The sequence below is a fragment of the Mycolicibacter terrae genome, assembly GCF_010727125.1.
Taxonomy (GTDB): domain Bacteria; phylum Actinomycetota; class Actinomycetes; order Mycobacteriales; family Mycobacteriaceae; genus Mycobacterium; species Mycobacterium terrae.
The window spans coordinates 4,174,861-4,198,122 of record NZ_AP022564.1 but is presented as its reverse complement, the minus strand read 5'-3'; the positions used below and the strand labels follow the sequence as shown (position 1 = coordinate 4,198,122).

The 23,262-nt window shown below is 66.9% G+C and carries 27 protein-coding genes and 1 pseudogene; 14 read left to right on the top strand and 14 right to left on the bottom strand.

Annotated elements, in window-relative coordinates; all coding sequences use genetic code 11:
* Nucleotides 1–231: 231 nt before the first annotated feature.
* A pseudogene (locus G6N23_RS22755) lies at nucleotides 232–285 on the top strand (hypothetical protein); the annotation flags it as partial.
* 434 nt (nucleotides 286–719) lie between these two features.
* On the top strand, nucleotides 720–1,238 hold the full coding sequence (locus tag G6N23_RS22160; RefSeq protein WP_234808697.1) for a hypothetical protein: 519 nt from the start codon (nucleotides 720–722) through the stop codon (nucleotides 1,236–1,238).
* On the opposite strand, the gene G6N23_RS19865 is transcribed toward G6N23_RS22160, so the two are convergent.
* Nucleotides 1,221–2,210 carry an IS481 family transposase gene (locus tag G6N23_RS19865; RefSeq protein WP_095173660.1) on the bottom strand — a complete coding sequence of 330 codons (990 nt, stop codon included), beginning with the start codon at nucleotides 2,208–2,210 and terminating at the stop codon, nucleotides 1,221–1,223. The genes G6N23_RS22160 and G6N23_RS19865 overlap by 18 nt on opposite strands.
* Nucleotides 2,211–2,403: 193 nt before the next feature.
* Here G6N23_RS19865 and G6N23_RS19860 point away from each other — a divergent pair, with 193 nt between their 5' ends.
* Nucleotides 2,404–2,547, top strand: coding sequence for a hypothetical protein (locus tag G6N23_RS19860; protein WP_157997497.1), 144 nt, complete (start codon nucleotides 2,404–2,406; stop codon nucleotides 2,545–2,547).
* Between the two features lie 71 nt (nucleotides 2,548–2,618).
* Here the strand turns inward: G6N23_RS19860 and G6N23_RS19855 are convergent, their stop codons facing one another.
* Nucleotides 2,619–2,972 (bottom strand): VOC family protein, encoded by a 354-nt coding sequence (locus G6N23_RS19855; protein WP_085259218.1) that lies wholly within the window; start codon nucleotides 2,970–2,972, stop codon nucleotides 2,619–2,621.
* Nucleotides 2,973–3,029: 57 nt separating this feature from the next.
* On the opposite strand from G6N23_RS19855, the gene G6N23_RS19850 reads away from it, so the two are divergent.
* Nucleotides 3,030–3,947, top strand: coding sequence for an alpha/beta fold hydrolase (locus tag G6N23_RS19850; protein ID WP_085259217.1), 918 nt, complete (start codon nucleotides 3,030–3,032; stop codon nucleotides 3,945–3,947).
* On the opposite strand, the gene G6N23_RS19845 is transcribed toward G6N23_RS19850, so the two are convergent.
* On the bottom strand, nucleotides 3,944–4,900 hold the full coding sequence (locus G6N23_RS19845; RefSeq protein WP_085259216.1) for a dipeptidase: 957 nt from the start codon (nucleotides 4,898–4,900) through the stop codon (nucleotides 3,944–3,946). The genes G6N23_RS19850 and G6N23_RS19845 overlap by 4 nt on opposite strands.
* A 54-nt stretch (nucleotides 4,901–4,954) precedes the next feature.
* Between G6N23_RS19845 and G6N23_RS19840 the strand changes: the two genes are divergently transcribed.
* The gene (locus G6N23_RS19840; RefSeq protein WP_085259215.1) at nucleotides 4,955–5,560 is read left to right on the top strand and encodes a GNAT family N-acetyltransferase; all 606 of its coding nucleotides are present in this window, start codon (nucleotides 4,955–4,957) and stop codon (nucleotides 5,558–5,560) included.
* 9 nt (nucleotides 5,561–5,569) lie between these two features.
* On the opposite strand, the gene G6N23_RS19835 is transcribed toward G6N23_RS19840, so the two are convergent.
* The 5 genes from G6N23_RS19835 to G6N23_RS19815 all read right to left on the bottom strand — a co-directional run bounded on the left by G6N23_RS19835 (nucleotide 5,570) and on the right by G6N23_RS19815 (nucleotide 11,565).
* Entirely contained in the window at nucleotides 5,570–6,688 is a 1,119-nt protein-coding gene (locus G6N23_RS19835; protein WP_085259214.1) for a nitronate monooxygenase, read from the bottom strand.
* 90 nt (nucleotides 6,689–6,778) lie between these two features.
* The gene (locus G6N23_RS19830; protein WP_085259213.1) at nucleotides 6,779–8,239 is read right to left on the bottom strand and encodes an alkaline phosphatase family protein; all 1,461 of its coding nucleotides are present in this window, start codon (nucleotides 8,237–8,239) and stop codon (nucleotides 6,779–6,781) included.
* 6 nt (nucleotides 8,240–8,245) lie between these two features.
* Nucleotides 8,246–9,649, bottom strand: a complete 1,404-nt coding sequence (locus G6N23_RS19825; RefSeq protein ID WP_085259212.1) for an alkaline phosphatase family protein — start codon at nucleotides 9,647–9,649, stop codon at nucleotides 8,246–8,248.
* Between the two features lie 161 nt (nucleotides 9,650–9,810).
* Nucleotides 9,811–10,854, bottom strand: a complete 1,044-nt coding sequence (locus G6N23_RS19820; protein WP_085259211.1) for a glycoside hydrolase family 183 protein — start codon at nucleotides 10,852–10,854, stop codon at nucleotides 9,811–9,813.
* Nucleotides 10,855–10,857: 3 nt separating this feature from the next.
* Nucleotides 10,858–11,565 carry a TetR family transcriptional regulator gene (locus G6N23_RS19815; RefSeq protein ID WP_085259210.1) on the bottom strand — a complete coding sequence of 236 codons (708 nt, stop codon included), beginning with the start codon at nucleotides 11,563–11,565 and terminating at the stop codon, nucleotides 10,858–10,860.
* 69 nt (nucleotides 11,566–11,634) lie between these two features.
* On the opposite strand from G6N23_RS19815, the gene G6N23_RS19810 reads away from it, so the two are divergent.
* Nucleotides 11,635–12,690: a ferredoxin reductase gene (locus G6N23_RS19810; protein WP_085259209.1), complete on the top strand. Its 1,056-nt coding sequence runs from the start codon at nucleotides 11,635–11,637 to the stop codon at nucleotides 12,688–12,690.
* A 15-nt stretch (nucleotides 12,691–12,705) separates the two neighbouring features.
* Nucleotides 12,706–13,827 (top strand): fatty acid desaturase family protein, encoded by a 1,122-nt coding sequence (locus G6N23_RS19805; RefSeq protein WP_085259208.1) that lies wholly within the window; start codon nucleotides 12,706–12,708, stop codon nucleotides 13,825–13,827.
* A 13-nt stretch (nucleotides 13,828–13,840) separates the two neighbouring features.
* On the opposite strand, the gene G6N23_RS19800 is transcribed toward G6N23_RS19805, so the two are convergent.
* Nucleotides 13,841–14,053, bottom strand: a complete 213-nt coding sequence (locus G6N23_RS19800; RefSeq protein ID WP_064856373.1) for a TOBE domain-containing protein — start codon at nucleotides 14,051–14,053, stop codon at nucleotides 13,841–13,843.
* A gap of 46 nt (nucleotides 14,054–14,099) precedes the next feature.
* Nucleotides 14,100–14,708 carry a TetR/AcrR family transcriptional regulator gene (locus tag G6N23_RS19795; RefSeq protein ID WP_085259207.1) on the bottom strand — a complete coding sequence of 203 codons (609 nt, stop codon included), beginning with the start codon at nucleotides 14,706–14,708 and terminating at the stop codon, nucleotides 14,100–14,102.
* A gap of 108 nt (nucleotides 14,709–14,816) precedes the next feature.
* Here G6N23_RS19795 and G6N23_RS19790 point away from each other — a divergent pair, with 108 nt between their 5' ends.
* Together G6N23_RS19790 and G6N23_RS19785 are read left to right on the top strand one after the other, a co-directional pair.
* On the top strand, nucleotides 14,817–16,157 hold the full coding sequence (locus tag G6N23_RS19790) for a cytochrome P450 (RefSeq protein ID WP_085259206.1): 1,341 nt from the start codon (nucleotides 14,817–14,819) through the stop codon (nucleotides 16,155–16,157).
* A 28-nt stretch (nucleotides 16,158–16,185) separates the two neighbouring features.
* Entirely contained in the window at nucleotides 16,186–16,632 is a 447-nt protein-coding gene (locus G6N23_RS19785; protein WP_085259205.1) for a PaaI family thioesterase, read from the top strand.
* 25 nt (nucleotides 16,633–16,657) lie between these two features.
* Here the strand turns inward: G6N23_RS19785 and msrA are convergent, their stop codons facing one another.
* Together msrA and G6N23_RS19775 are read right to left on the bottom strand one after the other, a co-directional pair.
* Nucleotides 16,658–17,161 carry a peptide-methionine (S)-S-oxide reductase MsrA gene (gene msrA, locus G6N23_RS19780; RefSeq protein ID WP_085259204.1) on the bottom strand — a complete coding sequence of 168 codons (504 nt, stop codon included), beginning with the start codon at nucleotides 17,159–17,161 and terminating at the stop codon, nucleotides 16,658–16,660.
* A gap of 118 nt (nucleotides 17,162–17,279) precedes the next feature.
* Complete coding sequence (locus G6N23_RS19775) at nucleotides 17,280–18,392, bottom strand: alpha/beta hydrolase (RefSeq protein ID WP_085259203.1); 1,113 nt, start codon at nucleotides 18,390–18,392, stop codon at nucleotides 17,280–17,282.
* A 185-nt stretch (nucleotides 18,393–18,577) separates the two neighbouring features.
* Between G6N23_RS19775 and G6N23_RS19770 the strand changes: the two genes are divergently transcribed.
* Genes G6N23_RS19770 through G6N23_RS19760 form a run of 3 tightly spaced genes read left to right on the top strand, consistent with a single transcriptional unit; the run spans nucleotide 18,578 to nucleotide 20,495 of the window.
* Nucleotides 18,578–19,084, top strand: a complete 507-nt coding sequence (locus tag G6N23_RS19770; RefSeq protein WP_085259202.1) for a nuclear transport factor 2 family protein — start codon at nucleotides 18,578–18,580, stop codon at nucleotides 19,082–19,084.
* Nucleotides 19,081–20,103 carry an NAD-dependent epimerase/dehydratase family protein gene (locus tag G6N23_RS19765; RefSeq protein WP_085259201.1) on the top strand — a complete coding sequence of 341 codons (1,023 nt, stop codon included), beginning with the start codon at nucleotides 19,081–19,083 and terminating at the stop codon, nucleotides 20,101–20,103. The genes G6N23_RS19770 and G6N23_RS19765 overlap by 4 nt, the downstream gene beginning before the upstream one ends.
* Nucleotides 20,100–20,495, top strand: a complete 396-nt coding sequence (locus G6N23_RS19760) for a DUF427 domain-containing protein (protein ID WP_085259200.1) — start codon at nucleotides 20,100–20,102, stop codon at nucleotides 20,493–20,495. The genes G6N23_RS19765 and G6N23_RS19760 overlap by 4 nt, the downstream gene beginning before the upstream one ends.
* On the opposite strand, the gene G6N23_RS19755 is transcribed toward G6N23_RS19760, so the two are convergent.
* Complete coding sequence (locus tag G6N23_RS19755; protein ID WP_085259199.1) at nucleotides 20,492–20,881, bottom strand: nuclear transport factor 2 family protein; 390 nt, start codon at nucleotides 20,879–20,881, stop codon at nucleotides 20,492–20,494. The genes G6N23_RS19760 and G6N23_RS19755 overlap by 4 nt on opposite strands.
* A 64-nt stretch (nucleotides 20,882–20,945) precedes the next feature.
* On the opposite strand from G6N23_RS19755, the gene G6N23_RS19750 reads away from it, so the two are divergent.
* The gene (locus G6N23_RS19750) at nucleotides 20,946–21,860 is read left to right on the top strand and encodes a DNA-3-methyladenine glycosylase family protein (RefSeq protein ID WP_085259232.1); all 915 of its coding nucleotides are present in this window, start codon (nucleotides 20,946–20,948) and stop codon (nucleotides 21,858–21,860) included.
* Here the strand turns inward: G6N23_RS19750 and G6N23_RS19745 are convergent.
* Nucleotides 21,847–22,437: a TetR/AcrR family transcriptional regulator gene (locus G6N23_RS19745; RefSeq protein ID WP_085259198.1), complete on the bottom strand. Its 591-nt coding sequence runs from the start codon at nucleotides 22,435–22,437 to the stop codon at nucleotides 21,847–21,849. The two genes, G6N23_RS19750 and G6N23_RS19745, sit on opposite strands and share 14 nt — an antisense overlap.
* 114 nt (nucleotides 22,438–22,551) lie before the next feature.
* Here G6N23_RS19745 and G6N23_RS19740 point away from each other — a divergent pair, with 114 nt between their 5' ends.
* Complete coding sequence (locus tag G6N23_RS19740) at nucleotides 22,552–23,217, top strand: TetR/AcrR family transcriptional regulator (RefSeq protein WP_085259197.1); 666 nt, start codon at nucleotides 22,552–22,554, stop codon at nucleotides 23,215–23,217.
* Nucleotides 23,218–23,262 lie beyond the last annotated feature (45 nt).

Sequence of the window (23,262 nt, the reverse complement as noted above, 5' to 3'; positions counted from 1 at the left end):
GGTGCTTTCGCCGATGCGGCGCTGGACCGGGAAACCCAACTGGTCCAGCGACTGGCGGCAACGGCGGCGGCGGACAGCGAGTTTGAGTCGGTGTTGCGCGGTGCTGTCGAGCATAACCGCGCCTCGCGGCAGTGTCTCGACGCCATCGAGGCTGAGATCGAGTAGGCTGCCGCCAATTGGCGGGGACTCGAAACCCCGCGGCCGCTCGCCGCGGCCGCTCGGCAGTTCCAGCAATTCTTGGTCCACAAGGCCCGAGAAGTCCACAAGGTTGTCGCTGATGGCCTCGCTGACAGCCAGGCGCGGGCCGAAGCGCTGCACAAGCTCGGTGAGTCTTACGCAATCCGCGGCGATCTGCCCGCGGCGCCGCCAAGGGCGCCGACCGATGACTCCGACCGGCCTGGCGATAGCGGAATAGAACCGGGCGACATTGCACGGGCGGTTGGCGACGATCACGACAGCCTGGCAATACCCGTGGGATCCGCCGCCCCCACTGACTCGGCGCCGGGCGGCGCCTATTGGGATATCGACGGTCAATCGCCGTATCAAAGTGGACCGGGTGGTGGGCTGCCCATGGGGCCGATTGCGGCGCCGACGCCATGGCATCGCCATTTGTCGCCGGTGACCGGAGCCAGTTCGGGTCTGGACGAGGTGGTGGCACCGCGGCCAACGGCTGGGGAGTGCAGCCGAGCTGGACTCTGCAGGAGGCGTACCGGTTTCGAGTGGTCGCCGAGGGGTTCAACGGTGCGCCCGGCCATGTGTGGTGGGTGCAGCGCGACGGAAAGTGGTATCAAGCGAAGTGGATTGACTTCGACTTCGAGGCCGAGCACGTACGGGCCTTGGTGCCGCACATTGACGCCGAACGATACGGCGCGAAACCGTGGGGCATGAACAAGTGGAATCCGATCGGCATAAAAGACATACACAAGCTGCAGGTCAGCAATCCGCGGCTGTCACTGTTGTTGCCTACGACTGTCGGCGGTGCTTCCCGATGCGGGCGAACGCGCCGCGGGTGGTCTCGGGACCGTGATATGACAACGAGCCGGTACCGTCGCTGGGCCTTGGTAACCGTGGCATTTGTCGCGGTCGCCTGGGTGACGTCCGCCGGGGTATGGGCGTTTCGTCACCGCCGTGCATCATCAGCCGCCAGCGTCGACGACTGCGCTGTGGTGGCGCAGTTGGCCCAGCTGTGGCGGGCGGATTCGGAAGGCGCAATGGATGCGCTAGCTGTACTGACCTGAGAGGTTAGGTACGCGACTGGCGGGTGGTTGACCTTTGAGTGAGGTGTGGCCGCGGTGGTGATTGTAGTGGTGCACCCAGAGTGGGAATTCGGCGCAGCGTTCGGCGTCACTGGTGTAGAGCCGCACGTAGGCCCATTCGTCGGCCAGAGTGCGGTGAAACCTCTCGACCTTGCCGTTGGTCTGCGGCCGATACGGTCGGGTTCGGCGATGCTTGATGCCACCGAGGGCGTCACGGAATACGTGCGAGCGATAGCAGGAACCATTGTCAGTCAACACATTTCGCACGGTGAAGCCGCACTGAAGGAACCAAGCGTTGGCCCGTTTCCAGAAGTCCGCCGCAGTTTGTTTGCGTTCGTCAGCCAAAATCTCGGAGTACACCAGTCGGGAGTGAGCGTCCAGGGCGGTGTGCAGGAAGTGGTGTCCCCGCAGCGGATCGCCCCACTTGCTGCGACGGCCTGAACTTTTATCAGCTCGTGAGTTGTGATTGCCCTGGGTGCGACCGAGCATGCGCCAGCCGCCGCCAGCGGGGATCTTGCCGAGTTTCTTGACATCGACGTGCACCAGATCGCCCGGGGCTGCGGATGTCATCCGGCGGATGACGCGTCCGGTGGGGCGGTCCAACCAGCGCAGTCGGGCCAGCTTGTAGCGACTCAACACTTTGTGCACGGTGGAGACGTTGAGCCCGAGCAGATAGGCGATGCGGGCCGGGCCCCACCGTTTGATCACCCGGACTTTGATGATGCGCCGTTCGGTCCGCGTCGGAGTCTGGTTCGGGCTGCGGTGCGGGCGTGAGCTGCGATCAGCCATGCCGGCCGGACCCTGCTCGCGGTAGCGCCGAGCCCATCGCTGGGCGGTGGTTACCGCGACCTGGAACCGTTCGGCAGCTCTGCGCAACGACCACCCGTCCTCGACGATGCAACGAGCCAGGCGCAGACGACCGGTTTCTGACAAAGGGGCATTACGGTGGGACACGAAGACCTCCGAGATTGAGCAGTGCGTTCCTTAGACAGCTCGCACTTCACTCGGAGGTCTTCTTCATGTCACCACGCCACGCCGTACCTAACGTCCGTGGTCAGTACAGCTAGCCCGAGACGACGACAACTCACTCGCCGAACCCGACGGAACCGCCGCGCTGAGCGAGAAGGTGCGCGACGCAGCGCAATCGGTGTCCGATCCTGCAGTCAAGGAGGACCTGGACAGTTGGGCGGACGGCTTCGCCCTGCTGGCCCAGGTGATCCGAGGCGACGCGCAACGGTCCTCGCCAGAAGATCCACCCGGGGAATCTGACCGCATTCATCAAGCCGGGTGATCTGATCTATCTGACCGCGGACAAGCTACAAGCGGCCTGTCCCGAGGCGTTTCCGCCGCGACGTTGACCCCCTACCGCGCCAGCGGCTTATAAAACACCAGCCCGTTGCCCTTGTTGTCGTACACCACGGCCCGGCGCTCATGCGCATCGTCGTAGGGGCCCTTCACGATCCCACCGCCGCTGGCTTCGATGGCCTTCGCGGCGCCGTCGACGTCGTCGGTCTTGATGCCGACCACGACCTGGCCGTGGATGGGGTGATCGACCGCGGTCGCCAACGCCAGGGTCACGGATCCGCCGTCGAGGGCGGCGAAATGCGCGCCGTCGCGAAACTTCAGCGCCATGCCCAGGGTTTCGCTGTAGAACTTGATCGATTCATCCAGGTCGTCGGTGGACAAGACGATCATCCGAATGTCGTGGTCACTCACGGCTACCTCCTGTGGGTTCACTCTGGATCCAGGCTAAGCCCGGGATACCGTCAGCGGGTGGGTAAACGCCTTGCCGCCTTGGTCATCACGGTCGTCCTCGTTGCGTTGCTGGTCAATGCGGTGGTCACCGATCGCATCTCACGGTCCGCCGAGCCGTTCGCCGGTGGGCGGGTGCTCGAGTTGGCCGGGCCCGATGTGAACATCCGCGAATACAGCTCAGGCGGTGACCGCGCGGTGGTGCTGCTGCACGGGTATACCGCGTCGATCCAATGGTGGGAGGCGGTGGCACCGGCGCTGGCACACGGCACCCGGGTGATCGCGATCGACCTCGTCGGCCACGGCGGCTCCGAAGCACCGCGGGATCGCGCGGCCTACAGCGCCGACGGGCAGGCCGCAGCGGTGCACCAAGCTCTGGATGCGCTCGGTGTGCGCCACGCCGCGATCATCGGGCACTCGATGGGAGGGCTGGTGGCCACCGCGCTGGCCGAGAGCGCACCGCAGCTGGTGGAGCGGGTGGTGGTCTCCGATACCCCTGCCGCGCCGGGGATGGTCGCCCTGCCCGCGTTGGGCAACGCGGTGTGCTGGCCGGTGCTCGGCGCCGCTATGGATCGCTTGCGTGCCCTCGACGCCGTCGACAAGCCCTCGCTGCAAACCGGATTCGCCGCGGATTTCCCCGTTCCCGAGTTGGCGTACCGATCGTTGAAACGTATGACTCACAACGCCTTGTGCGACGCCAAGACCGCGGCCGCCATCAACGAGCAGCGCGCGGTGGCCGACCGGCTGGCAGGCTTGGGCAAGCCGGTGCTGGTGCTCTGGGGTGAGCATGACGTGCTGACCCCGACCCGGGCCAACGTTGACCGCTACCGGGCTGCGGGACTGCCGCCCGTCGTCATCGCCGGATCAGGGCACAGCCCGATAGTGGAGAAACCAGCCGAGTTCCTCAGTGCAATAGATGAATTCGTCCGCAGGGGCTAATCGCCCCAGGTCTGCCGGGCCACCCGGTGGAAATTCCCGCCGAGCACCGCGCGAACGTCGGCATCGGCCCAGCCGCGCGACGACAGGTGCTCGCCTAACCCCAGCCAGGTCTCCGGCGGCATCCACTGGATCGGCCCCCAGCGGGTGTAGCTGTCGTCGAACAACTGTGGGTTGGCGGCCAGCTCGTCGGTGAGCTCGGTGGGATCGAACGAGTAATCGGTACTGACCCCGACGTGCTCGATGCCCACCAGCTCGACCGCGTACTCCAGGTGACGGGTCATCGCCTCCAGCGTGGGAGTGTTGGGGCCCAGGAAGATTCCCACTCCGGTGATACCGACGACGCCGCCGGTGCCCGCGCATGCCCGAGCCTGATCGTCGGTGATGTTGCGGGGGTGCTCCCAGATCGCGGCCATGCAGGAGTGGCTGTAGATGACCGGCGTGGTTGACACCTCACACAGGTCCAGCCCGGTGCGGGCGCTGCAGTGCGAGCCGTCGGGAACCATGCCCACGGCGTTCATCTCGGCGACGATCGCGCGGCCCCACCCGGTGAGCCCGCCGTCGTTGGCATCCAGGCAGCCATGGCCGGCCCGGTTGGCGTGATTGTAGGTGGGCAGCAGGGTGCGCACCCCGTGCTCGGCCAGCACGGCCAGGTTGTCGAGATCGTCACCGAGGGGGTTGGAGTCCTCCAGGTCGAACACCACCGCGATGCCGCCGGCGCCGGTGATCGCCTCGACATCGGCCAGGCCGGCCGCCACCGCCAGGCCCGGATGGGCGTCGATCGCGCCCCGAAAGTGCCGCAGCAGCCCCATGGTGTCGGCGAACCGCTGCGGTGAATAGCCCGCATTCACCGACAGGACGGCGCCGCCGCGGCGCTGGTAGCGGGCCAGCGGTGCCACCTCGGTGCCGTCGCGCAGCGGCAGGCAGGTGTGCTGGTCCCACAGCAGGGTGCTCATAGCCGCTGATCTTGCTCGCTACGACGCCCGGATGCGACGCATTAATCTGACGGGATGGCTATCGATGTGCGGACCGCGCGCAAACCCGACATCACCCCGCTGGCCGCGACGTTGGGCCGCGCGTTCTACGACGATCCGGTGTCGATGTGGATGCTGCCCGACGACGCCGCGCGCACCGCGCAGATGACCACCTACTTCGCCACGTCCACCCGCTATCACCACCTGGCCGGTGGTGGCGTGGAGATAGCCAGCGACGGTTCCAACGTCGGAGCGGCCGCATTGTGGGACCCGCCGGGCCGCTGGAAGCAGTCGATATGGACGCAGGTGCTGATGGCGCCGGCCCTGATCCGGTCGTTCGGTCTGCGTGTTTCGCAAGGGCGGGCGGTCTCGGATCTGTTGGACGCCAACCACCCCGAGGAGCCGCACTGGTATCTGGCGGTGATCGGCAGTGATCCCTCGGTGCGCGGGCGCGGCTTCGGGCAAGCGGTCATGCAGCCTCGGCTGGACCGCTGCGACGCCGAGTACTGCCCGGCGTATCTGGAATCCAGCAAGCTCGAAAACGTGCCGTATTACGAGCGTTTCGGCTTCCGGGTGACCGGGGAGATCACGTTGCCGAATGGCGGCCCGACACTGTGGAAGATGTGGCGGGACCCGCGGTAGTGGCGATGGCTAGTCGCTGACGGAGTCACCGAGCCGTTCGGCGGCGGCGAGGTAGTCCTGCGCGAACTCGAACACCACATCGCGCGCCGGCCGCACCTTGTTCATCAGGCCCACGCCTTGGCCGACGAAATAGGTGGACAGCGCTTGCGCTCCCGGATGCCCGGACGCGGCCAGGATATCGACGCGGCGAAGTGCGGGTTCGGCCAGCATGGACTGCAGCGGCAGCGGCAAAGTCGGGTGGCCCTTCTCGTTGGGCCGCCACGCGTCGGTCCAGTCCGACACCAGCTGTCGGGCGGGCTTCCCGGTGCGTCCCGTGGAGCGGATGGTGTCGCGGGAGGACGCCGCGAGCATTTTCTGCTTGGTGTGCGGGGCGGTTTCGGCTTCGTCGGTGGTGAGCCACACCGAACCGGTCCATGCCCCGGCCGCGCCCATCGCCACGCAGGCCGCCATTTGCCGACCGGTCACGATGCCGCCCGCGGCCAGCACCGGGACGGCGTCGTCGATGGCGTCGATGACTTCGGGCACCAGTACCAGGGTGGAGACTTCGCCGCAGTGCCCGCCCGCCTCGGTGCCCTGGGCGACGATGAGGTCCACGCCGTGGGTCACCTGCTTGAGGGCGTGTTCCTTCGCGCCGACCAGGGCCGCGACCGGGATACCGTTGTCCTTTCCGGACTTGATCATGTAGTCCGGTGGCACACCGAGCGCATTGGCCATCAGGCGGATCGGATGGGTGACGGCAACCTCGAGTAGTTGTTCTCCGGTGCCGCCGGCGAGCATGGCCGGCCCCAGTCGGGGGGTGTCATCGAGCTCGATGTCGTGTTGCGCCAACAGCTCTGCGATAAAGCCCTTGTAGTCATCGGGGATCCGGTCGGCCAGCTGACGCCCGGACAGGTTCTCGCCCTTGCCCTCGAATTTGGCGGGCACGATGATATCGATGCCGTACGGCTTTCCCTTGACCTGCTCGTCGATCCAGCTCAACTCCAGATCCAATTGCTCAGGGGTGTAAGCGGTACCGCCGAGCACGCCGAAGCCGCCCGCGTTCGTCACCGCGGCCACGACATCGCGGCAGTGGCTGAAGGCGAAGAGCGGGAACTCGATGCCGTACTGCTCGCAGATTGGGGTCTTCACGTGTTCGCCGCTCCTTCGTTGGACAGGCCGCCGGCCGAATCATGGCCCGCGAGGGAAGTACCTGCCAGGACGGTAGCGCAGCGCAGCGGCTCAGCCCAGCAATGTGTCGAGGTCGACCAGTGCGGGCAGGTCGGAGTCTCCCAAGTCGGGAGCGACAACGGCGTGGTCGGCCAGCAAGGCCTCCAGTGAACCGGTGTACTCGGCAACACCCGGTAGGGGCAGCGGTGCATCGTTCGGCGCGATGACGCCCGCCCCGGTCAGGTATCCGACCGCTCTGCCCAGGTCGGTGGCCACGTCGGCCACCACTCCGCCGACGGTGTTGAGCACCCACTGGGCGCCTTGGGCCAGTCCGCTGATCAGGAAGATGTCCTGGTCGATGATCGTCTGCAGGTAGTTGCTGATGGGCGGCAGGAGATAACTTTCGATGAAGAAGCCGGCGCCGCCGGCCAGCGCGCGAAGGCTCAACATGATGTCGGTGCCGATGTTGGGGTAGCCGAAGCTGTTGATCGCATCGGTGAGGGCCTGCTTGAGGTCGACCGGCATGACGAAGCTGTCCAGAATCTCCGGGTCGCTCTGCATCGGGACACCGTCGAAGTCCGCTCGCATCGGAATCCCGAAGGCCTGCAGGATCGTCGGCGTGATGTCGACGGTCTGATAACTCAGGTTCTGGCCGCCGGCCTGCGCCTCGTTGCCGGCCAGCGAGAACATGATGAAGCTCGACGTCTCGTTGGGTGACTGGAAGCCGTGGCCGAGGCTGAAACCGGGCAGCGTCACGGTCTGCTGATGGCCGTGGTCGGTGACGGCGATGATCGTCCAGCGGTCGCCGGTGGCCGCCTCGGCCTGGGCGACCGCCTCCAGGATCTGCTTGAAGTTGGCCCCGACATTGATGACGGCTTGGGCGTACTCTTCCGAACCGCCGCTGAACGAGTGTCCGGCGTGGTCGACCTGCGACTGGTAGGCGAATATGAAGGTCGACAGGTCCGGGTTGTCCGTGGTGCTCAGGATTTTGGCGACGGTGGCTTCGGTGGCCAGCGCATCCATCTCCGCCGAGCTGGAGCCACCGGTGATGGCGATGATGTTGTCGGCGGGATAGCCACCGGTGGAAGCCATCTCGGTGAACAGGCCCCTGCCGGAGATGACGGTGGTGTCGATCTCCGGTTTGTTGTACTCGATCAGGTTGAACACCGACGGCCAGGTGGTGTACGGCTCGGGACGGTAGATGTTGCTGACCACCCCGTGCTTGTCGTCCCACACCCCGGTCAGGATCGTCGACCAGGACGGAGTGGACATCGTCTGGTGGCCGAGAATGCTGGTCGCGGCGGTGACGCCACGGTCCATCAGCATCTTGAATCCACTGTCGTCGCCTGAGGCGTACTCCAGGATCTTGTCCAGGTTGGTGCCGTCGGTGCCGAGCAGCAGCACGTGCTCGGCGGCAAGCATCCACTCGGCGCTGAGCGTGGACAGTCCCACCTGCGTCCCGACCGCCGCCCCCGTTCCGGCGACCAGGCCGGCAACGGTTGCGCCACACAGAAAGCGCTTGATTGTCGTCATGATGTGTCAGCCCAGCAGGGCATCGACGTCGAGCAGCAGGGGCAGATCGCTGTCGTGGAAGTCAAGGAGGCTGAAGTCGGCGCCTCCCGGCAGTGGCAGCGGCGCGTCGATCGGCTCGACGACACCCGCACCGAGCAGGTGCGAGATCGCCACGGCCATGGCATTGGTGGAGTCCACCACCAGTCCTCCGGTGAACTGGACGACCTGCTGGGTGAGTTCGGCCAGACCGCTGATCAGGAAGATGTCCTGGTCGATGATGGTCTGCAGGAATTTGGTGATCTCGGTGAGGCCGAGGTTGATCCCGTAGGGGATGCTGGCGATCACCGTGCGGATGGCCAGTTCGATGTCGTTGCCGATGTTGGGGTAGCCGAACATCGCGATCGCGTCGGTCAGTGCCTGCTTGAGGTCGACGGGCGCGACGATGCTGTTCAGGACGGACTGATCGGTCATCGAGACACCGTCGAAGTCCGAGCGCATCGGGATCCCGAACAGCGACAGGATCGTCGGCGTGATGTCGGCGATGGAGTAGTTCAGGTTCTGGCTGCCGTCCGTCGCGTCATGGCCGGCTTGATCGAAGATGACGAACTGCGTTGTCTCGTTGGGCGACTGGAAGCCGTGACCGAAGCCCAGCGACTGGGTGTGGCCGTGGTCGGTGGTGAGCATGATGGACCAGTCATCCCCGGTGATCGCCTTGACTTGTTCGATCGCGGCCAGGATCTGTTGGATGTTGGCGCCGAGATTGATGACTGCCTGCGAGTATTCCTCCGACCCGCCACCGAACGAGTGTCCGGCGGTATCGGCCTGCGACTGGTAGGAGAACAAGAAGCTCGAGATGTCGTCCGGGTTGTCCTTGGTCGCCATGATCTGGGCGATGGTGAGCGCAGTGACCAGCTCGTCGGAGTCGGCCGGGCTGCCCTCCGTCGGGACGAAGACGTTGTTGTCGGCCGAATACCCGCCCGCCGCGGCCAATTCGTTGAGGTAATGCCAGTTGCTGATGATCGTGGTGTCGATCTCCGGCTTGTGGTACTCGATCAGGTTGAACACCGACGGCCATTTGTCGTACGGCTCGGGCCGGAACAGGTTGTTGATCACCCCGTGCTTGTCGTCCCACACCCCGGTGAGAATCGTCGACCACGACGGCCCGGAGATCGTGGTGTGGTTGACCTCGGTGGCGGCCCCGGTGATGCCCTGGTCCATCGCCGTCTTGAAGCCGCTCGCGTCGTTGTAGGCGTATTCCAGGATCTTGGAGAGGTTCACCCCGTCGACGCCGATCAGCAGCACGTGCTCGGCCGCGAGTAGCCAATCGGCGTTCACCGCGGAATACCCCACCGGTACCCCGACCGCCGCGCCCGTCCCGGCAACCAGGCCGGCGACGACGCCACCACACAGGAACTTCCTGATCTTTGTCACGATCGACTTTCCTCCGCCGAAGTAGCACTAGAGATTGGCGGCGATACTAGCAAGTCCCCAGGGAAAACTCAGTTTCCTGTCCAATTTCGCTCATTCGACCAGTAAGTGACTGAGGATTCCGTGCGACCGCCCACGTCGTTGCTGCTGTTCATGGTCCCGAATCAGGGACGGTTGTCCACTAATGTCGCTCGGAACTGCATCACCCGGTACGGCCAGCCGCGCGCGGTGTTCCACTGCGAAACCATCAGGCCCACCCCGCCGGCGCGGTTCACCCGCGAACCCGGCAGTACGTACCCGCCGTAGAGCTGGGCCACCCGCCCGGCAGCGTGGTTCTCGTCGTCCCAGCTGCAACCGAGCAGTGGCAGTTGCAGCGGTGCGCCGGATACGTCAGCGGTGGGAGAGGCCAGCACCCGGTAGCCGAGGGCATAACGCGACGACACGAACCCGCCCAACACCCAGGTTCCGGCAGCCAGTCGCCGCAGCGACAGCTCGCCCCAGGTCTCACCGGGCGGGGTGATCGGCACCGGGGTTCGGCCCCAGGCCCGGTGGTCACCGCGATACCCCCAGCTCGAGTACTTGGCGGGGTCGGAGATGTCGGTGGGGCGCACCCGGCGCAGGATGATGCCCTTGTCGCGCTGAAACCCGGTCGAGACCACGTACACCCAGCCGTCGTCGGGATCGTAGTCCCAGGACCAGCATTGGGCATGCCCGCGATGCAGCTGTGCGGGGAACCGTGCCCCGGTATTGCGCCAGGAGACACCGTTGTCGGCGGACTGCCAGATCTCGGTCCAGGCCACGTTGCCGAAGCCACGGTTGACGATCGCGTGCAGGCAGAGCATCTGATCGACCCGCAGCAGATCCGACGGGATCACGGTACTGATCGAGCTGCGATCCAGCCGGCCCGCGGGCTGGCGGTGCCGGTAGTGCCACAGCTGGCGGGCGTAGTCGGGGTCGGGGCCGCCGGCCCGCTGGTAGCGCACCCGGTGGACGGCGTCGCCAGTGCCGATCAGGACCACCGGGGAACGCCAGTCGCCCTGGCCGACCCGCTCCCCGGCGAAAGTGTCACCGAACACCGACACCAGCGTGCCGTCGGGCGCCAGCACCGAGGAGCCCAGATCGGCACACGCCACGCCCCATCGGTCGGTGATGCCCGGGCCGGTGACGTCGGCCAGCTTGCCGGGGCCACTCCGCGCTGCGGGGCTCACTGCTCAGGGCTTGCTGCGCCAGCCGCCGGCCGCGAGGGCGATCATCCGGAGTTGTTTGACGGCAACGTGCTTGATCTCGGCGAGCGTGTCCGCATCCGGGGCCTCCTCGATGGCCTCGGCGTTGACGGTCATCGCATTGACGAACAGCCCCGCCAGGATGTTGAGATCTTCGGTGCTCCACCCGCTCAACGCCGGGAAGCGCGCCAGGTCGGTGGCCAGCTCGGAGGTGATCAACCGGATCTCGGTGCGAATCGCGTACCGCAGCACCGTCATACCGCTGAAGCGTTCCCGGTTGATGAAGCGCCAGTATTCCGGGCGGGAGGCGACGCTGTTGATCAGCACCTCGACGGACGACTCGATGATCCGGTTGGGGTCGACCCCACCGCTTCGGGCGTCGCGGAGCGTCTCCCGCAGCGCCCGGAACGACTCGTCGATGAGCACCAGACCCAGCGCATCCATCGACTCGAAATGCCGGTAGAAGGCGGCCGGCACGATGTTGGCCGCCCGCGTCACCTCGCGCAGGCTCAGTGCGCTGAAGCTGCGTTCGGCCAGCAGGGTCAGCGCCGCGCTGATGATGGCGCGGCGGGTGGCTTCTTTGCGTTCCTCGCGCGAGGGCCGCTCCGGCCGGTCGGGACGGGGCGGACGCTCGGTACGGGGTGGGCGCGACGGCCTCGTTCGCCCCGACCGTGAATTCGGCGTACGACTGTTCACCGGTGTGAAGCCTAGCACAACGAGCGAATACCCCTTGACAGGTCGTGAACAAGTGTTCACTGTGTACATATGTTCACTCAAACTTTGACGCGGCGGGTACTGGGCTCAAGCCTGCTCGACCTGCTCACCGGCCCCCACGGGGTCGACCGCTACACCGAACTGGTGTCGCCGACCTGGACCCGCAACGATGCCCGCGCCCGGGTGGTCGCCGTCCGCCGCGCCACCCCGCGCAGCGTGACCCTGCTGCTGGAACCCAACGACGCCTTCGCCGGGTTCAGGTCCGGCCAACACATCAACCTGTCCGTCGACATCGACGGAAGGCGGCGCACCCGGTGCTACTCGCCGGCCAGCGCCGAGGGGCAGCGGCTCATCGAGCTCACCATCGGCCGCCATGAGTCCGGCCTGGTCTCCGAGCACCTGTACCGCAACGCGCGGCCCGGCATGATCGTCGGGCTGGACAAGGTCGGCGGCGACTTCGTGCTGCCGGCGATCCGGCCGCGGCGCATCCTGCTGGTCTCGGGTGGCAGCGGAATCACCCCGGTGATGTCGATGCTGCGCACGCTGATCGCCGAACGCTATTCCGGCCGGGTCACGTTCATCCACTACGCCCGCACCCCCGAGGAGGCCTGCTACCGCGAGGAACTCGCCGCGATGCCGCGGGTGAAGGTGCTGCACGGCTACACCCGCGCACCCGAAGCCGGTGACCTGCAGGGCTACTTCGACGCCGAGCACCTGGCCGCGGCCATCCCGGAACCGGACGCGGTGTACGTGTGCGGCCCGCCGGCCTTGGTGGCGGCCGTGCGCGAGCAGCGGCCAGACGCCATCTCGGAGAGCTTCGTGCCGCCGGAGTTCACCGCTCCGGCCGAAGCGTCCGGGGGGCAGGTCACCTTCCTCGGCAGCACCATCTCGGTGGTCGACGACGGCCGGCCACTGCTGGAACAGGCCGAAGCAGCCGGCCTGCAGCCGGCCAGCGGATGCCGGATGGGCATCTGCCACAGCTGCACCTGCCGCAAAACCGGCGGCACGGTGCGAAACCTGATCACCGGAGCGATCTCCAGCGCCGAGAGCGAAGACATCCAGATCTGCGTGTCGGTGCCCGTCGGCGATGTCGACATCGACCTCTAGACAAAGGAGCCAACCATGACACAGTCAGTCCTCGCACCCGAGCGACCGCAGGCGAAGCAGTCGCCGGCAGAGCAGCCGCAGGTTCTCAAGCGCTCGGATTTGCCGCCGAACCTCGACGAGTTCGGCGCCGAGCTCGACGCGATCCGCCAAAGCGTCCTCGACGACCTCGGCGAACGCGACGCCGATTACATCCACCGGATCATCAAGGCCCAGCGCACGCTGGAGGTGGGTGGGCGCGCGTGTCTGTTCTTCAGCATCATCCCGCCGGCCTGGCTGGCCGGCACCATGATGCTGGGGCTGTCGAAGATCCTCGACAACATGGAGATCGGCCACAACGTCATGCACGGTCAGTACGACTGGATGGGCGAACCGGCGTTGTACGGCAAGGACTTCGAGTGGGACAACGCCTGCCCGGGCGACCAGTGGCGGCACTCGCACAACTACATGCACCACACCCACACCAATATCGTCGGGATGGACCGCGACGTCGGCTACGGCATTCTGCGGATGAGCGAGAAGCAGCCCTGGGAGCCCTACTATTTAGGCAACCCGCTCTACGCCTTTCTGCTGATGGTGTTGTTCCAGTACGGCGTCGCGGTGCACGAGCTGGAGGCCGAACGCATCCGATCCGGCGAGATCGGGCTCTCCGACAAACGTGAGATGCTGCGGGAGACCTGGCAGAAGGTCCGCCGGCAGACCCTCAAGGACTATGTGGCGTTCCCGCTGCTCGCGGGCCCGTTCGCGCCGCTGGTGTTCGCCGGCAACATGACCGCCAACCTGATGCGCAACATCTGGTCCTACACCATCATCTTCTGCGGGCACTTCCCCGACGGCACGCAGGAGTTCACCGTGGCGGAGACCGAGAACGAGTCACGGGGGATGTGGTACTACCGCCAGATCCTCGGTTCGGCGAACCTGACCGGCGGAAAGTGGTTCCACATCCTGACTGGCAACCTGTCGTTTCAGGTGGAGCACCACCTGTTCCCCGACCTGCCGGCGCACCGCTACGCCGAGATCGCTCCGCGGGTGCGTGAGGTTTGCGAACGCTACGGCGTCCCGTACAACACGGGCCCGCTGCTCAAACAGTTCGGCAGCGTGGTGCGCAAGATCTGCAAGCTGGCGCTGCCCTGGAATTAGGGCTCCTTGAGCGCTACTCGACGCCGATGGTGACTTCGGTCGATTTGATGAACACCGTCGCCGGCTGACCTACCTTGAGGTCGAGGTCCAGGGCGGCGTCGCGGGTGACCGACGAGGTGATCACCTGGTCGCCGCCGTCCAGACGGATCTTGACCACGGCCATCACCGCGCCGACGTCGAGGTCGGAGATGGTCCCGGTGAGTTGGTTGCGCGTCGACAGTTGCATGGCGGTCCTCCGGATTCTCCAATGCGCCCGATGGACCAACGGTAGTTCAGCGCCGTGGTCCAAGCAGTGCAATCGACGCGTCGACGGCGGGCTCGACGATGGCGCCGATGTCGGTGCCGTCTTCCACCGCCAGTGCAGTCAGCTCTCGCAGGCCACCCAGCAGGATCACCGCCAGCGCCGGACTCAACCGCGGCAGGTCGGCCCGACGGAACCCCGGACTGCCACTGAGCTCGACCAGCAGGTTCGACATCAGATCCAGGCCGCGCCGCTGGGCCGGGCGTGCCGCCTCACCCAGCGACGGCAGTTCCCGGATCCAGCTCAGCGTGATCGCGGGCCGGGATCGGATCTGGGCGACGTAGGCCTGCACCGCCTGGCGGATCTGGTCCTGCCAGTCGGCCTGCGGATCGACTGCGGTGCGAATCCGCTGGGCCAGTGCTTCGTTGTCGGCGCGCAGCAGTTCCAAGAAGCACTCCTCCTTGCTGGCGAAGCGATCGTAGAAGGTGCGCTTGGACGTGCGGGCGACGCGCACGATGTCGGCGACGGTGCTGGCCCGGTAGCCACGCTCGGCGATCGAGTCGGCCAGGCCGTCGAGCAGCCGGCGCCGGAACGGGTCGGCGGCATCCGTCATCTCGCCGTCGGCCGCCAGCGTCGTCATCCCCGCACCTCTCCCGTAGGCCCTTGCCAGTCCTTGGTACTTGAGAGTACCGTGTCCGACAAACGTTTGGTACGCATCGGTACCACAGATCGCCCCGGGAGGCATCGCATGACCCGCACGGTCGCCAGCAATCTCACTGACACCACCGACGCGCCTGCGATCAACCTGCCCCCGGGTCCCCGGACACCCAAGATCGTCTCGATCCTGCTCTTCACCCTGGCCCGGAGACAGATGGTGGCGCGGCTGACCCGCAAATACGGCCCCGCGTTCACGGTCACCAGCCCGGTCTTCGGGTCGACCGTCTTCGTCACCGAGCCGGACCTGGCCAAGCAGGTGTTTCTCGCCAGCCCGGAGGACCTGGGCAACATCCAGCCCAACCTGTCGCGGTTGCTGGGGCGCGGCTCGGTGTTCGCCCTCGACGGCGCCGAGCACCGGCGCAGGCGCAACCTGCTGAGCCCGCCGTTCCACGGCAAGAGCATTCGGGCCTACGAGCAGATCATCGTCGAGGAGACGCTGCGCGAGATCGCCGATTGGCCGATAGCGAAGCCCTTCGAAACGCTGGTGCCGATGAACCGGATCACCCTCAACGTGATCCTGCGGGCGATCTTCGGCGCCGAAGGCGCTGAACTGGACCAGTTGCGGGTGGGTCTGCCGAAGTGGGTGACGCTGGGCTCCCGGCTGGTGGCACTGCCGGTCCCGGTGCGCGACTACGGACGGTTCACCCCGTGGGGCAGGCTGGCCGCGTGGCGCGAACAGTACGAGGTCATCCTGGACAAGCTGATCGAGGACGTGCGTGCCGATCCGAACTTCGAGAACCGCACCGACGTGCTGACCCTGTTGCTGAACAGCACCTACGACGACGGCACGGCGATGACCCGCCAGGAGATCGGCGACGAACTGCTGACCTTTCTGGCGGCCGGCCATGAGACCACCGCCTCGACCATGGCCTGGGTGTTCGAGCGGCTGAGCCGCCACCCGGAGCTGCTCAACGAGCTGACCGCCGAGGCCGACACCGACCAGAACACGTTGCGCCGGGCCACCATTCGGGAAGTCCAGCGGGTGCGCACCGTGATCGACTTCGCCGGCCGGCACGTCTACGCGCCCAGCGTCCAGATCGGCGAATGGGTAATTCCCCGCGGGCACGGGGTGATCGTCGCAATCAACCAGATACACCAGAACCCCACCGCCTTCGAGGATCCGGACCGACTCGACCCCAAGCGCTACCTCGACGGGAACCCGTCGGCATTCGAATGGCTGCCCTACGGCGGCGGCAGCCGGCGCTGCCCGGGCTCGGCGTTCGCCAACCTCGAGATGGACCTGGTGCTGCGAACCGTGTTGCGGCACTTGACTATCGAACCCACCAGGGCGCCGGGGGAGAAGTACCATTCCCGGGGAGTGGCATTCACGCCGAAGAACGGCGGACGGATCACCGTGCACCGCCGGGGCTGATGGGGCTCACCGCTTAGGATCAGCACACATGAGCACACCCGAAATGATGAACGGTGCGTTGGAGCACACCATCCCGGTCGCGCACCGGATGGGGGTGCGGATCCTCGAGGCCGGGCCGGGCCACGCGGTGGCCGGTGTGCCGGTCGAGGGCAACGGAAACCACTTCGGCGTGATCTACGCCGGGGTGCAGTTCACCGTGGCCGAGATCCTGGGCGGGGTGATCGCGATGAGCACGTTCGACGCGGCCAAGTACTTCCCGCTGGTGAAGAACGTGGACATCTCGTTCGTCGGGATGGCCCGCTCGGAGCTGCGCGCCGAGGCCCGTCTCGATGAGGCGACCATCGCGCGGGTCCAAGCCGAGGCCGCCGAACGCGGCAAGGCTGACTACACCCTGGAAGCCGTGGTCACCGACGCCGACGGCAACACCGTCGCCACCACCCGCGGGCTGTATCAGCTCCGGGCCCACAGCAAGTAATTTTTCGGCTCTCCGTTGAGAGTCGCTACGACTGGCGCTGCAGCTGCCAGTCCGGCCGGATGTAGTGGCAGGTGTAACCGCCGGGGAACCGCTCCAGGTAGTCCTGGTGCTCGGGCTCGGCCTCCCAGAAGTCACCGGCCGGGCTGACCTCGGTCACCACCTTGCCCGGCCAGCGCCCGGACGCCTCCACGTCGGCGATGGTGTCCACCGCGATCTGGCGCTGCTCGTCGTCGAGGTAGAAGATCGCCGAACGGTAGCTGGCCCCGACGTCATTGCCCTGCCGGTTGCGGGTCGTCGGGTCGTGGATGGCGAAGAAGAACTCCAACAGGCTGCGGTAGTCGGTCGCGGCCGGGTCATAGGTGATCTCGATGGCCTCGGCGTGGGTGCCGTGATTGCGGTAGGTGGCGTTCGGTACGTCACCGCCGGTGTAACCGACTCTGGTGGAGACCACGCCGGGTTGCCTGCGGATCAGGTCCTGCATGCCCCAAAAGCAGCCGCCGGCCAGGATCGCTCTCTGGTAATTGGTCATGCCCCCGATTATCCGCAGGATGCCGGCGGATAGGAGCAATAGCTGGTCAGCACCGCGCTGGGCTCTCGGTGTGGCGGCGGTTGCGCGGTGAACTCTGGGAAACGGTCGAGCACGGACATCAGGTGCGTTCGGCAATCCAGGACGCCACCAGATCGGCGCAGACGGTCCGGCTGCCCGCCGGCTGCTGCAGGTAGTGGTCGCCGGCGATGAAATGCAGTTGTTTGTCGGTACTGCCCAGTGAGTCGTGGATGTGGTGGGCGTCGCTGGGGAACACGCCGGTGTCGGCGGTGCCCTGGATCACCAAGGAGGGCAGCGTGATCCGGGCCAAATGCGGGGCGCCCTGGCAGAACGACGTCTGCAGGCTCCACATCGACAGCCAGGTCCGCAGCGTGCAGTGTGCGGCGATGTTGTACGGCGCCCGGTTGGCGCGCCGGGGATCACCCAGGTAGCACTGGTTCAGCGGGCGGTCCGACGGGTCCAGCGATCCGTCCAGGTAGCGCGGGTCGGCCCAGACCCGGTGTACCGAGAAGGAGCGGTCGTAGGTCCCGGCCGCCTTCAGCCGTTGCAGCTCGGCCTGCGCCCACGAGGTGATCCGATCGTTGCGGTCGCGCTGGGCCTGGCGGTAGCGGGCGAGGAACTCCGGGGTGTAGGGCGGCGCGTTGTGCTCGGCGTACATGTCCAGGGTTGGGTCGCAGGACAGCGGGTCGGACTCGTCGGTCACCGACGGGTCCATCCAGGCGGTCAGCACCTCCGGGCGCCCGGCGTGCGCCTGGGTGGAGACGTACAGGTCGGCGGCCGGCAGCGCGTTGACCGCATCGGGCACCGGGCCGCCGCCGACCGCGGTGATGTGCGGGTCGACGGCCTGGGACTGGTAGGCGGCCATCAGCGACCCGCCCCCGGAGTTGCCGAGCAGCACCACCACCTCGACACCGGCCTGTTCGCGCAGCCACTGCACCCCGGCGGCGATGTCGAGCAGCGCGTGTTCGAGCAGGAACAGTGACTCGCCGCTGCGGAACCGGGTGTTCCAGCCCAGAAAGCCGTAGCCGCGTTCGGCAAGCAGTGGCGCAAGGTAGTGCTCGGCGAAGTCGACGTTGTAGTGGCTGGCGATGATCGCCACCTTCGGCGCGACGCCGGACGGGGACCAGTACAGCCCCTGTGCGGGGTGATAGCCGGCGGGGTTCACCCCTGCCGATGCCGAAGTGAGCGAAACGAATTCGCGCGTCACCGCCACTGCACTACTCCTTTGATCAGGTTCCGTCAGCACGCCGGCTCACCGAGCGGTACCAGGTGTCGGTGAGCGTCTTGATTGCCGCATTGTCGTCGAGTTCGCGGTCCGTGACACTGATCCGAATGTAAACCCGGATTCGAATCCGGTCGCCCTCGACAACTTCGATAGAACGTGTTCTAGTTCTTCGCATGACGAATCCGCAGTTCAGCCGCGCGGAGCTCGCGGCAGCATTCGAGACCTTCGAGCAGACCGTCGCCCGTGCCGCCGAGACCAAGGACTGGGACGCCTGGGTCGGCCACTACACCCCCGACGTCGAGTACGTCGAGCACGCCATGGGCACCATGCACGGCCGCGAGGAGGTGCGCCGCTGGATCCGCAAGACGATGTCGACCTTCCCGGGCAGCTACATGACCGCGTTCCCGGCACTGTGGACCGTCATCGATGAAGACGGCGGGCGCATCATCTGCGAACTCGACAACCCGATGCGCGACCCGGGCGACGGCACCATCATCAGCGCCACCAACATCTCGATCGTCACCTACGCCGGCGACGGCCTGTGGAGCCGCCAGGAGGACATCTACAACCCGCTGCGCTTCGTCGCCGCGAGCATGAAATGGTGCCGCAAGGCGCAGGAACTCGGCACCCTCGATGAGGAGGCGGCGACCTGGATGCAGCAGTTCGGAGGTGATGCGTGAACGCCCGCCCCAAGCTCGTCATCGGCGCCAACGGATTTCTCGGCTCGCACGTCACCCGCCGACTCGTCGATGCCGGAGAGGACGTGCGGGTCATGGTGCGCCGCGGCGCCAACACCATCGGGATCGACGACCTCGACGTCACCCGGTTCCACGGTGATGTGTTCGACTCCGCCACGCTGCGCGAGGCGATGACCGGCTGCGAGGACGTCTACTACTGCGTGGTCGACACCCGGGCGTGGCTGCGTGATCCGGCGCCGTTGTTCCGTACCAACGTCGAAGGCCTGCGCAACGTCCTCGACGTGGCGATCGAAGAGCCGATCGCGGCCGCCCTGCGCCGGTTCGTGTTCACCAGCAGCTACGTGACCGTCGGCCGCCGCCGCGGGCACGTCGCCACCGAGGCCGACCAGATCAATCGTCGCCGGCTCACCCCCTACGTACGCTCCCGGGTGCAGGCCGAAGACCTGGTGCTGCGTTATGCCGCCGACGGCCTGCCGGCGGTGGCGATGTGCGTGTCGAGCACCTACGGCGATGGTGACTGGGGCCGCACCCCGCACGGCGCGTTCATCGCCGGCGCCGTCTACGGCAAACTGCCGTTCGTGATGGACGGCATCCGCCTGGAGGCCGTCGGCGTCGACGACGCGGCGCAGGCGCTGATCCTGGCCGCCGCGCACGGCCGCAACGGGGAGCGCTACCTGATCTCCGAGCGGATGATCACCAACGCCGAGATCATCCGGATCGCCGCCGATGAGGCCGGCGTGCCGCCGCCGGCGCGGTCGATCCCGGTGCCGGCGCTGTATGGCCTGGGGGCGCTGGGCGCGCTGAAGGCCCGCCTGGGCGGCAAGGACGCCGAGCTGTCGCTGAAATCCGTTCGGATGATGCGCGCGGAGTTCGAAGTCGACCACAGCAAGGCGGTGCGTGAGCTGGGCTGGCAGCCACGGCCCGTGGAGGAATCGATCCGGGAGGCGGCGCGTTTCTGGATGAAACTGCGTGATGCCAGGAAGCGAGGAACCGCCGCATGACCCAACGAGACTCGAGCGGACGGCCGGTTCTCACCCCGACCGCCGAATACCCGATCAGCGTGACCCCGACCGGCCGGCACGTCACGGTGCGCATCGGCGGCGAAGTCATCGCCGACACCGACGACGCCCTGACACTGCAGGAATCGGCTCATCCTGCGGTGCAGTACATTCCGCTGACCGATGTTCGGCGCGAGATGTTGACCCGGACCGCGACGAGCAGCTACTGCCCGTTCAAGGGCGACGCCGCCTACTACACGGTGACCACCGCGGCCGGGGAGACCGTCGCCGATGCGATCTGGACCTACGAGCAGCCGTTCCCCGCGGTCGGCGCGATCGCCGGACACATCGCCTTCTACCCGGACAAGGCCGATATCAGCATCGCCGGAACCTAAATCCCCAGCACCTCCGCGGCGAACCGCGTCTCGGTGTACTCGCGCACCGACACGATCCGGCCGTCGTGGGTGTCGACGATGAACACCAGGGGGCTGTCGTAGTGGGCGCCTTCCGCGGCGACGCAGTCGCCGTGCGCCTCGATCACCACCGTCTCACCCTCGTTGATGCAGCGGGTCAGATCCAGGGTCACCCGCAGGCCACGGCGGCGCTCCTGCACCTGCTGGCGCAACGCGTCCGCGTCGATCGCCTCCCGGGTCAGGATGCTCCAGTAGGTGAAATCGTCGCTGACCAGGGTGAAAATGTCGTCCAGGTCGTCGTCGCCACAGATGCCCTGCAGGAACATCCACGCCAATTCCGCCTGCGGATCGTCGAAGGGGGTGGACACCCCCTCATGGTGGCGTGGCGAAGCGAAGCGGTCAACGTGGGAACAACGACCCTATGATCACCTCATCGACAGTTCCCTTCGCCGCACCGTCACATTCCCCGGCCCGGCCAGCCCGGCGTTGACGTTGGCGCCGCTGCGTCGCGGCCCCGGCGATCCCTGCTTGCAGATCATCGACGGCGCCATCTGGCGGGCCAGCCTGATGCCCAGCGGGCCGGTGACGGCGCGGATCAGCCGGGCGGCGTCCCGCGCGGTGGACTGCGAGGCGTGGGGCGCCGGCGCCGCCGAGTTTCTCGACGGCGTGCCGGGACTGCTGGGCGCTGACGACGACGCGGCGGACTTCGCGCCGACCGAGCCGACGGTGGCCGCCGCGCACCAGCGGTTGCCGCACCTTCGGCTGGGCCGCACTCATCGGGTGCTCGAAGCGCTCATCCCCGCCGTACTCGAACAGCGGGTGCCGGGCACCGACGCGTTCCGGGCCTGGCGGGTGCTGGTCACCGAGTTCGGCGCAGCGGCGCCCGGCCCGGCGCCGGCGCGGATGCGGGTGCCACCGTCGGCCGAGGTGTGGCGGACCATCCCGTCGTGGAAGTTCCACCGCGCCAACGTCGACGGCGGCCGGGCCCGCACCGTCGTCGGCTGCGCGCAGCGGGCGGCGTCGCTGGAACGGCTGGCCGGCCGGCCGGCAGCGGAGGCGCGGGCGGCACTGATGTCGCTGCCCGGCGTCGGCGTGTGGACCGCGGCCGAGACGGCGCAGCGTGCCTTCGGCGACGCCGACGCGCTGTCGGTCGGCGACTACCACATCGCCAAGATGATCGGCTGGACGCTGTTGGGCCATCCGATCGACGACGACGCCATGATCGAACTGCTGGAGCCCATGCGACCCCACCGGCACCGGGTGGTGCGACTCCTGATCGAAAGCGGGCTGGCCGTCGAACCGCGGCGCGGACCGCGGCTGGCGGTGCAGCGCATCAGCTCGCTGTGAACGGCCGTCCGGGGGCCGCGGAGTTCGCGGTGGCGAAGCGACCCGAGTCGAGTGCGTCGAGCAGCTGGCCGGATATCCACTCGATCGCAGCGCTGTCGCGCGGCAGCAGCGCCTGCTCGTAACCGATCAGCAGGTACATCCCCCAGCTGGCGAACAGCTGCGCCTGACGCTCGTCGCCCAGCACCTGCAACGCCGACTCGTAGAGGATGTCGAAGCGTTGCCGGTCCACCTCGGTCTGCACCGCCTGCACGGCCGGATCCGCGGAACTCCAGGCCCGGATCGCGGCCTCCGCCCCGTGCGGGAGCGCCAAACCGATCTGGATCAGGCTGTCGAGACGTTCACGTGGGTCGGGCAGGGCCCGCACGAACTCCACGTGCTGGACGGTGCGGACCTCGAGCCAGTGCTGAATCAGGTCGCGGGTGTAGACCGGCCAACTGGTGAAGTAGTGGTAGAAGGAGCCCGTCGTCACCCCGAGTCGGTTGCACACCTCGGCCAGTTTCAGGCCGCCGTAGCCCAGTTCGGACAGCACTTCGAGACCCGTCTCGAAATATGCCTGTCGGGAAAGGACCGCGCCCATAAGTCGACTTTAGTTCGCCGGGTCGCCGGTGGGTACTCATCTGGAGATGCAGAAGTGAATGATCGTAATATGGAATTTACCGACGGGTAACAGCTCCGGTGACAGAATTCCTCAATGGAGGAAGTCACGCTACATCGGCTCGGGCGTCCCCGCGGCGCCCGGTCGAACGTGACCAGGGAACGCATCGTGGTCGCCGCCAGCGGCGTGTTCGGGGAGTTCGGCTACCACGCGACGACGTTTCAGGCCGTCGCGGCCCGCGCGCATCTGACCCGGCCGGCGATCAACCACTACTTCGCGAACAAGCAACTGCTCTACCAGGCGGTCCTCAACCGCAACGAATCGATCCTCGACAACGCCGTCGAGCGGGCGCGTACCGAAAACAGCCTGATCGCGCGACTGTCGTCGGTCATCTACGCGTTCGCCCAGCTCGGCGAGGAGGACCGCACGGCCGCGGCTTTTGCGGTCACCGCGGTGCTGGACGCGCAGCGCGACCCGGAACTGCGGCTACTGGTCGGCGATCTGCAGGGGCCCACCCGGCGATTCCTCACCGAGTCGCTCACCGAGGCCATCGATCGCGGAGAACTCGCCACCTCCGCGACGGTCGCCGACCTGACCGAGACGCTGCTGGCGGTGTTGTGGGGGATCGGTTTCTACATCGCCGCACTCGGCGACCGCGACGAGTCGGCCGCGGTGATCGCCAGCGTGCAGGCCCTGTTGGCGAACCGACTCTGGCGGATTCAGCTGCCGATCTCACCGGCCGCCGCCGGAAGTAGTGAATAGGCAGCCTAACTTTTTTCGGTAGCATGGCTTGCGACACCGAACGGC

Bases quoted from the DNA above. Each gene is read 5' to 3' on its own strand.
- G6N23_RS19760 (WP_085259200.1), top strand. From the start codon at position 20,100: ATGACCCAACGAGACTCGAGCGGACGGCCGGTTCTCACCCCGACCGCC.
- G6N23_RS19745 (WP_085259198.1), bottom strand. From the start codon at position 22,437: ATGGGCGCGGTCCTTTCCCGACAGGCATATTTCGAGACGGGTCTCGAA.
- G6N23_RS19840 (WP_085259215.1), top strand. From the start codon at position 4,955: ATGGCTATCGATGTGCGGACCGCGCGCAAACCCGACATCACCCCGCTG.
- G6N23_RS19790 (WP_085259206.1), top strand. From the start codon at position 14,817: ATGACCCGCACGGTCGCCAGCAATCTCACTGACACCACCGACGCGCCT.
- G6N23_RS19805 (WP_085259208.1), top strand. From the start codon at position 12,706: ATGACACAGTCAGTCCTCGCACCCGAGCGACCGCAGGCGAAGCAGTCG.
- G6N23_RS19810 (WP_085259209.1), top strand. From the start codon at position 11,635: ATGTTCACTCAAACTTTGACGCGGCGGGTACTGGGCTCAAGCCTGCTC.
- msrA (WP_085259204.1), bottom strand. From the start codon at position 17,161: ATGACCAATTACCAGAGAGCGATCCTGGCCGGCGGCTGCTTTTGGGGC.
- G6N23_RS19770 (WP_085259202.1), top strand. From the start codon at position 18,578: ATGACGAATCCGCAGTTCAGCCGCGCGGAGCTCGCGGCAGCATTCGAG.
- G6N23_RS19795 (WP_085259207.1), bottom strand. From the start codon at position 14,708: ATGACGACGCTGGCGGCCGACGGCGAGATGACGGATGCCGCCGACCCG.
- G6N23_RS19845 (WP_085259216.1), bottom strand. From the start codon at position 4,900: ATGAGCACCCTGCTGTGGGACCAGCACACCTGCCTGCCGCTGCGCGAC.
- G6N23_RS19830 (WP_085259213.1), bottom strand. From the start codon at position 8,239: ATGACGACAATCAAGCGCTTTCTGTGTGGCGCAACCGTTGCCGGCCTG.
- G6N23_RS19740 (WP_085259197.1), top strand. From the start codon at position 22,552: ATGGAGGAAGTCACGCTACATCGGCTCGGGCGTCCCCGCGGCGCCCGG.
- G6N23_RS19785 (WP_085259205.1), top strand. From the start codon at position 16,186: ATGAGCACACCCGAAATGATGAACGGTGCGTTGGAGCACACCATCCCG.
- G6N23_RS19800 (WP_064856373.1), bottom strand. From the start codon at position 14,053: ATGCAACTGTCGACGCGCAACCAACTCACCGGGACCATCTCCGACCTC.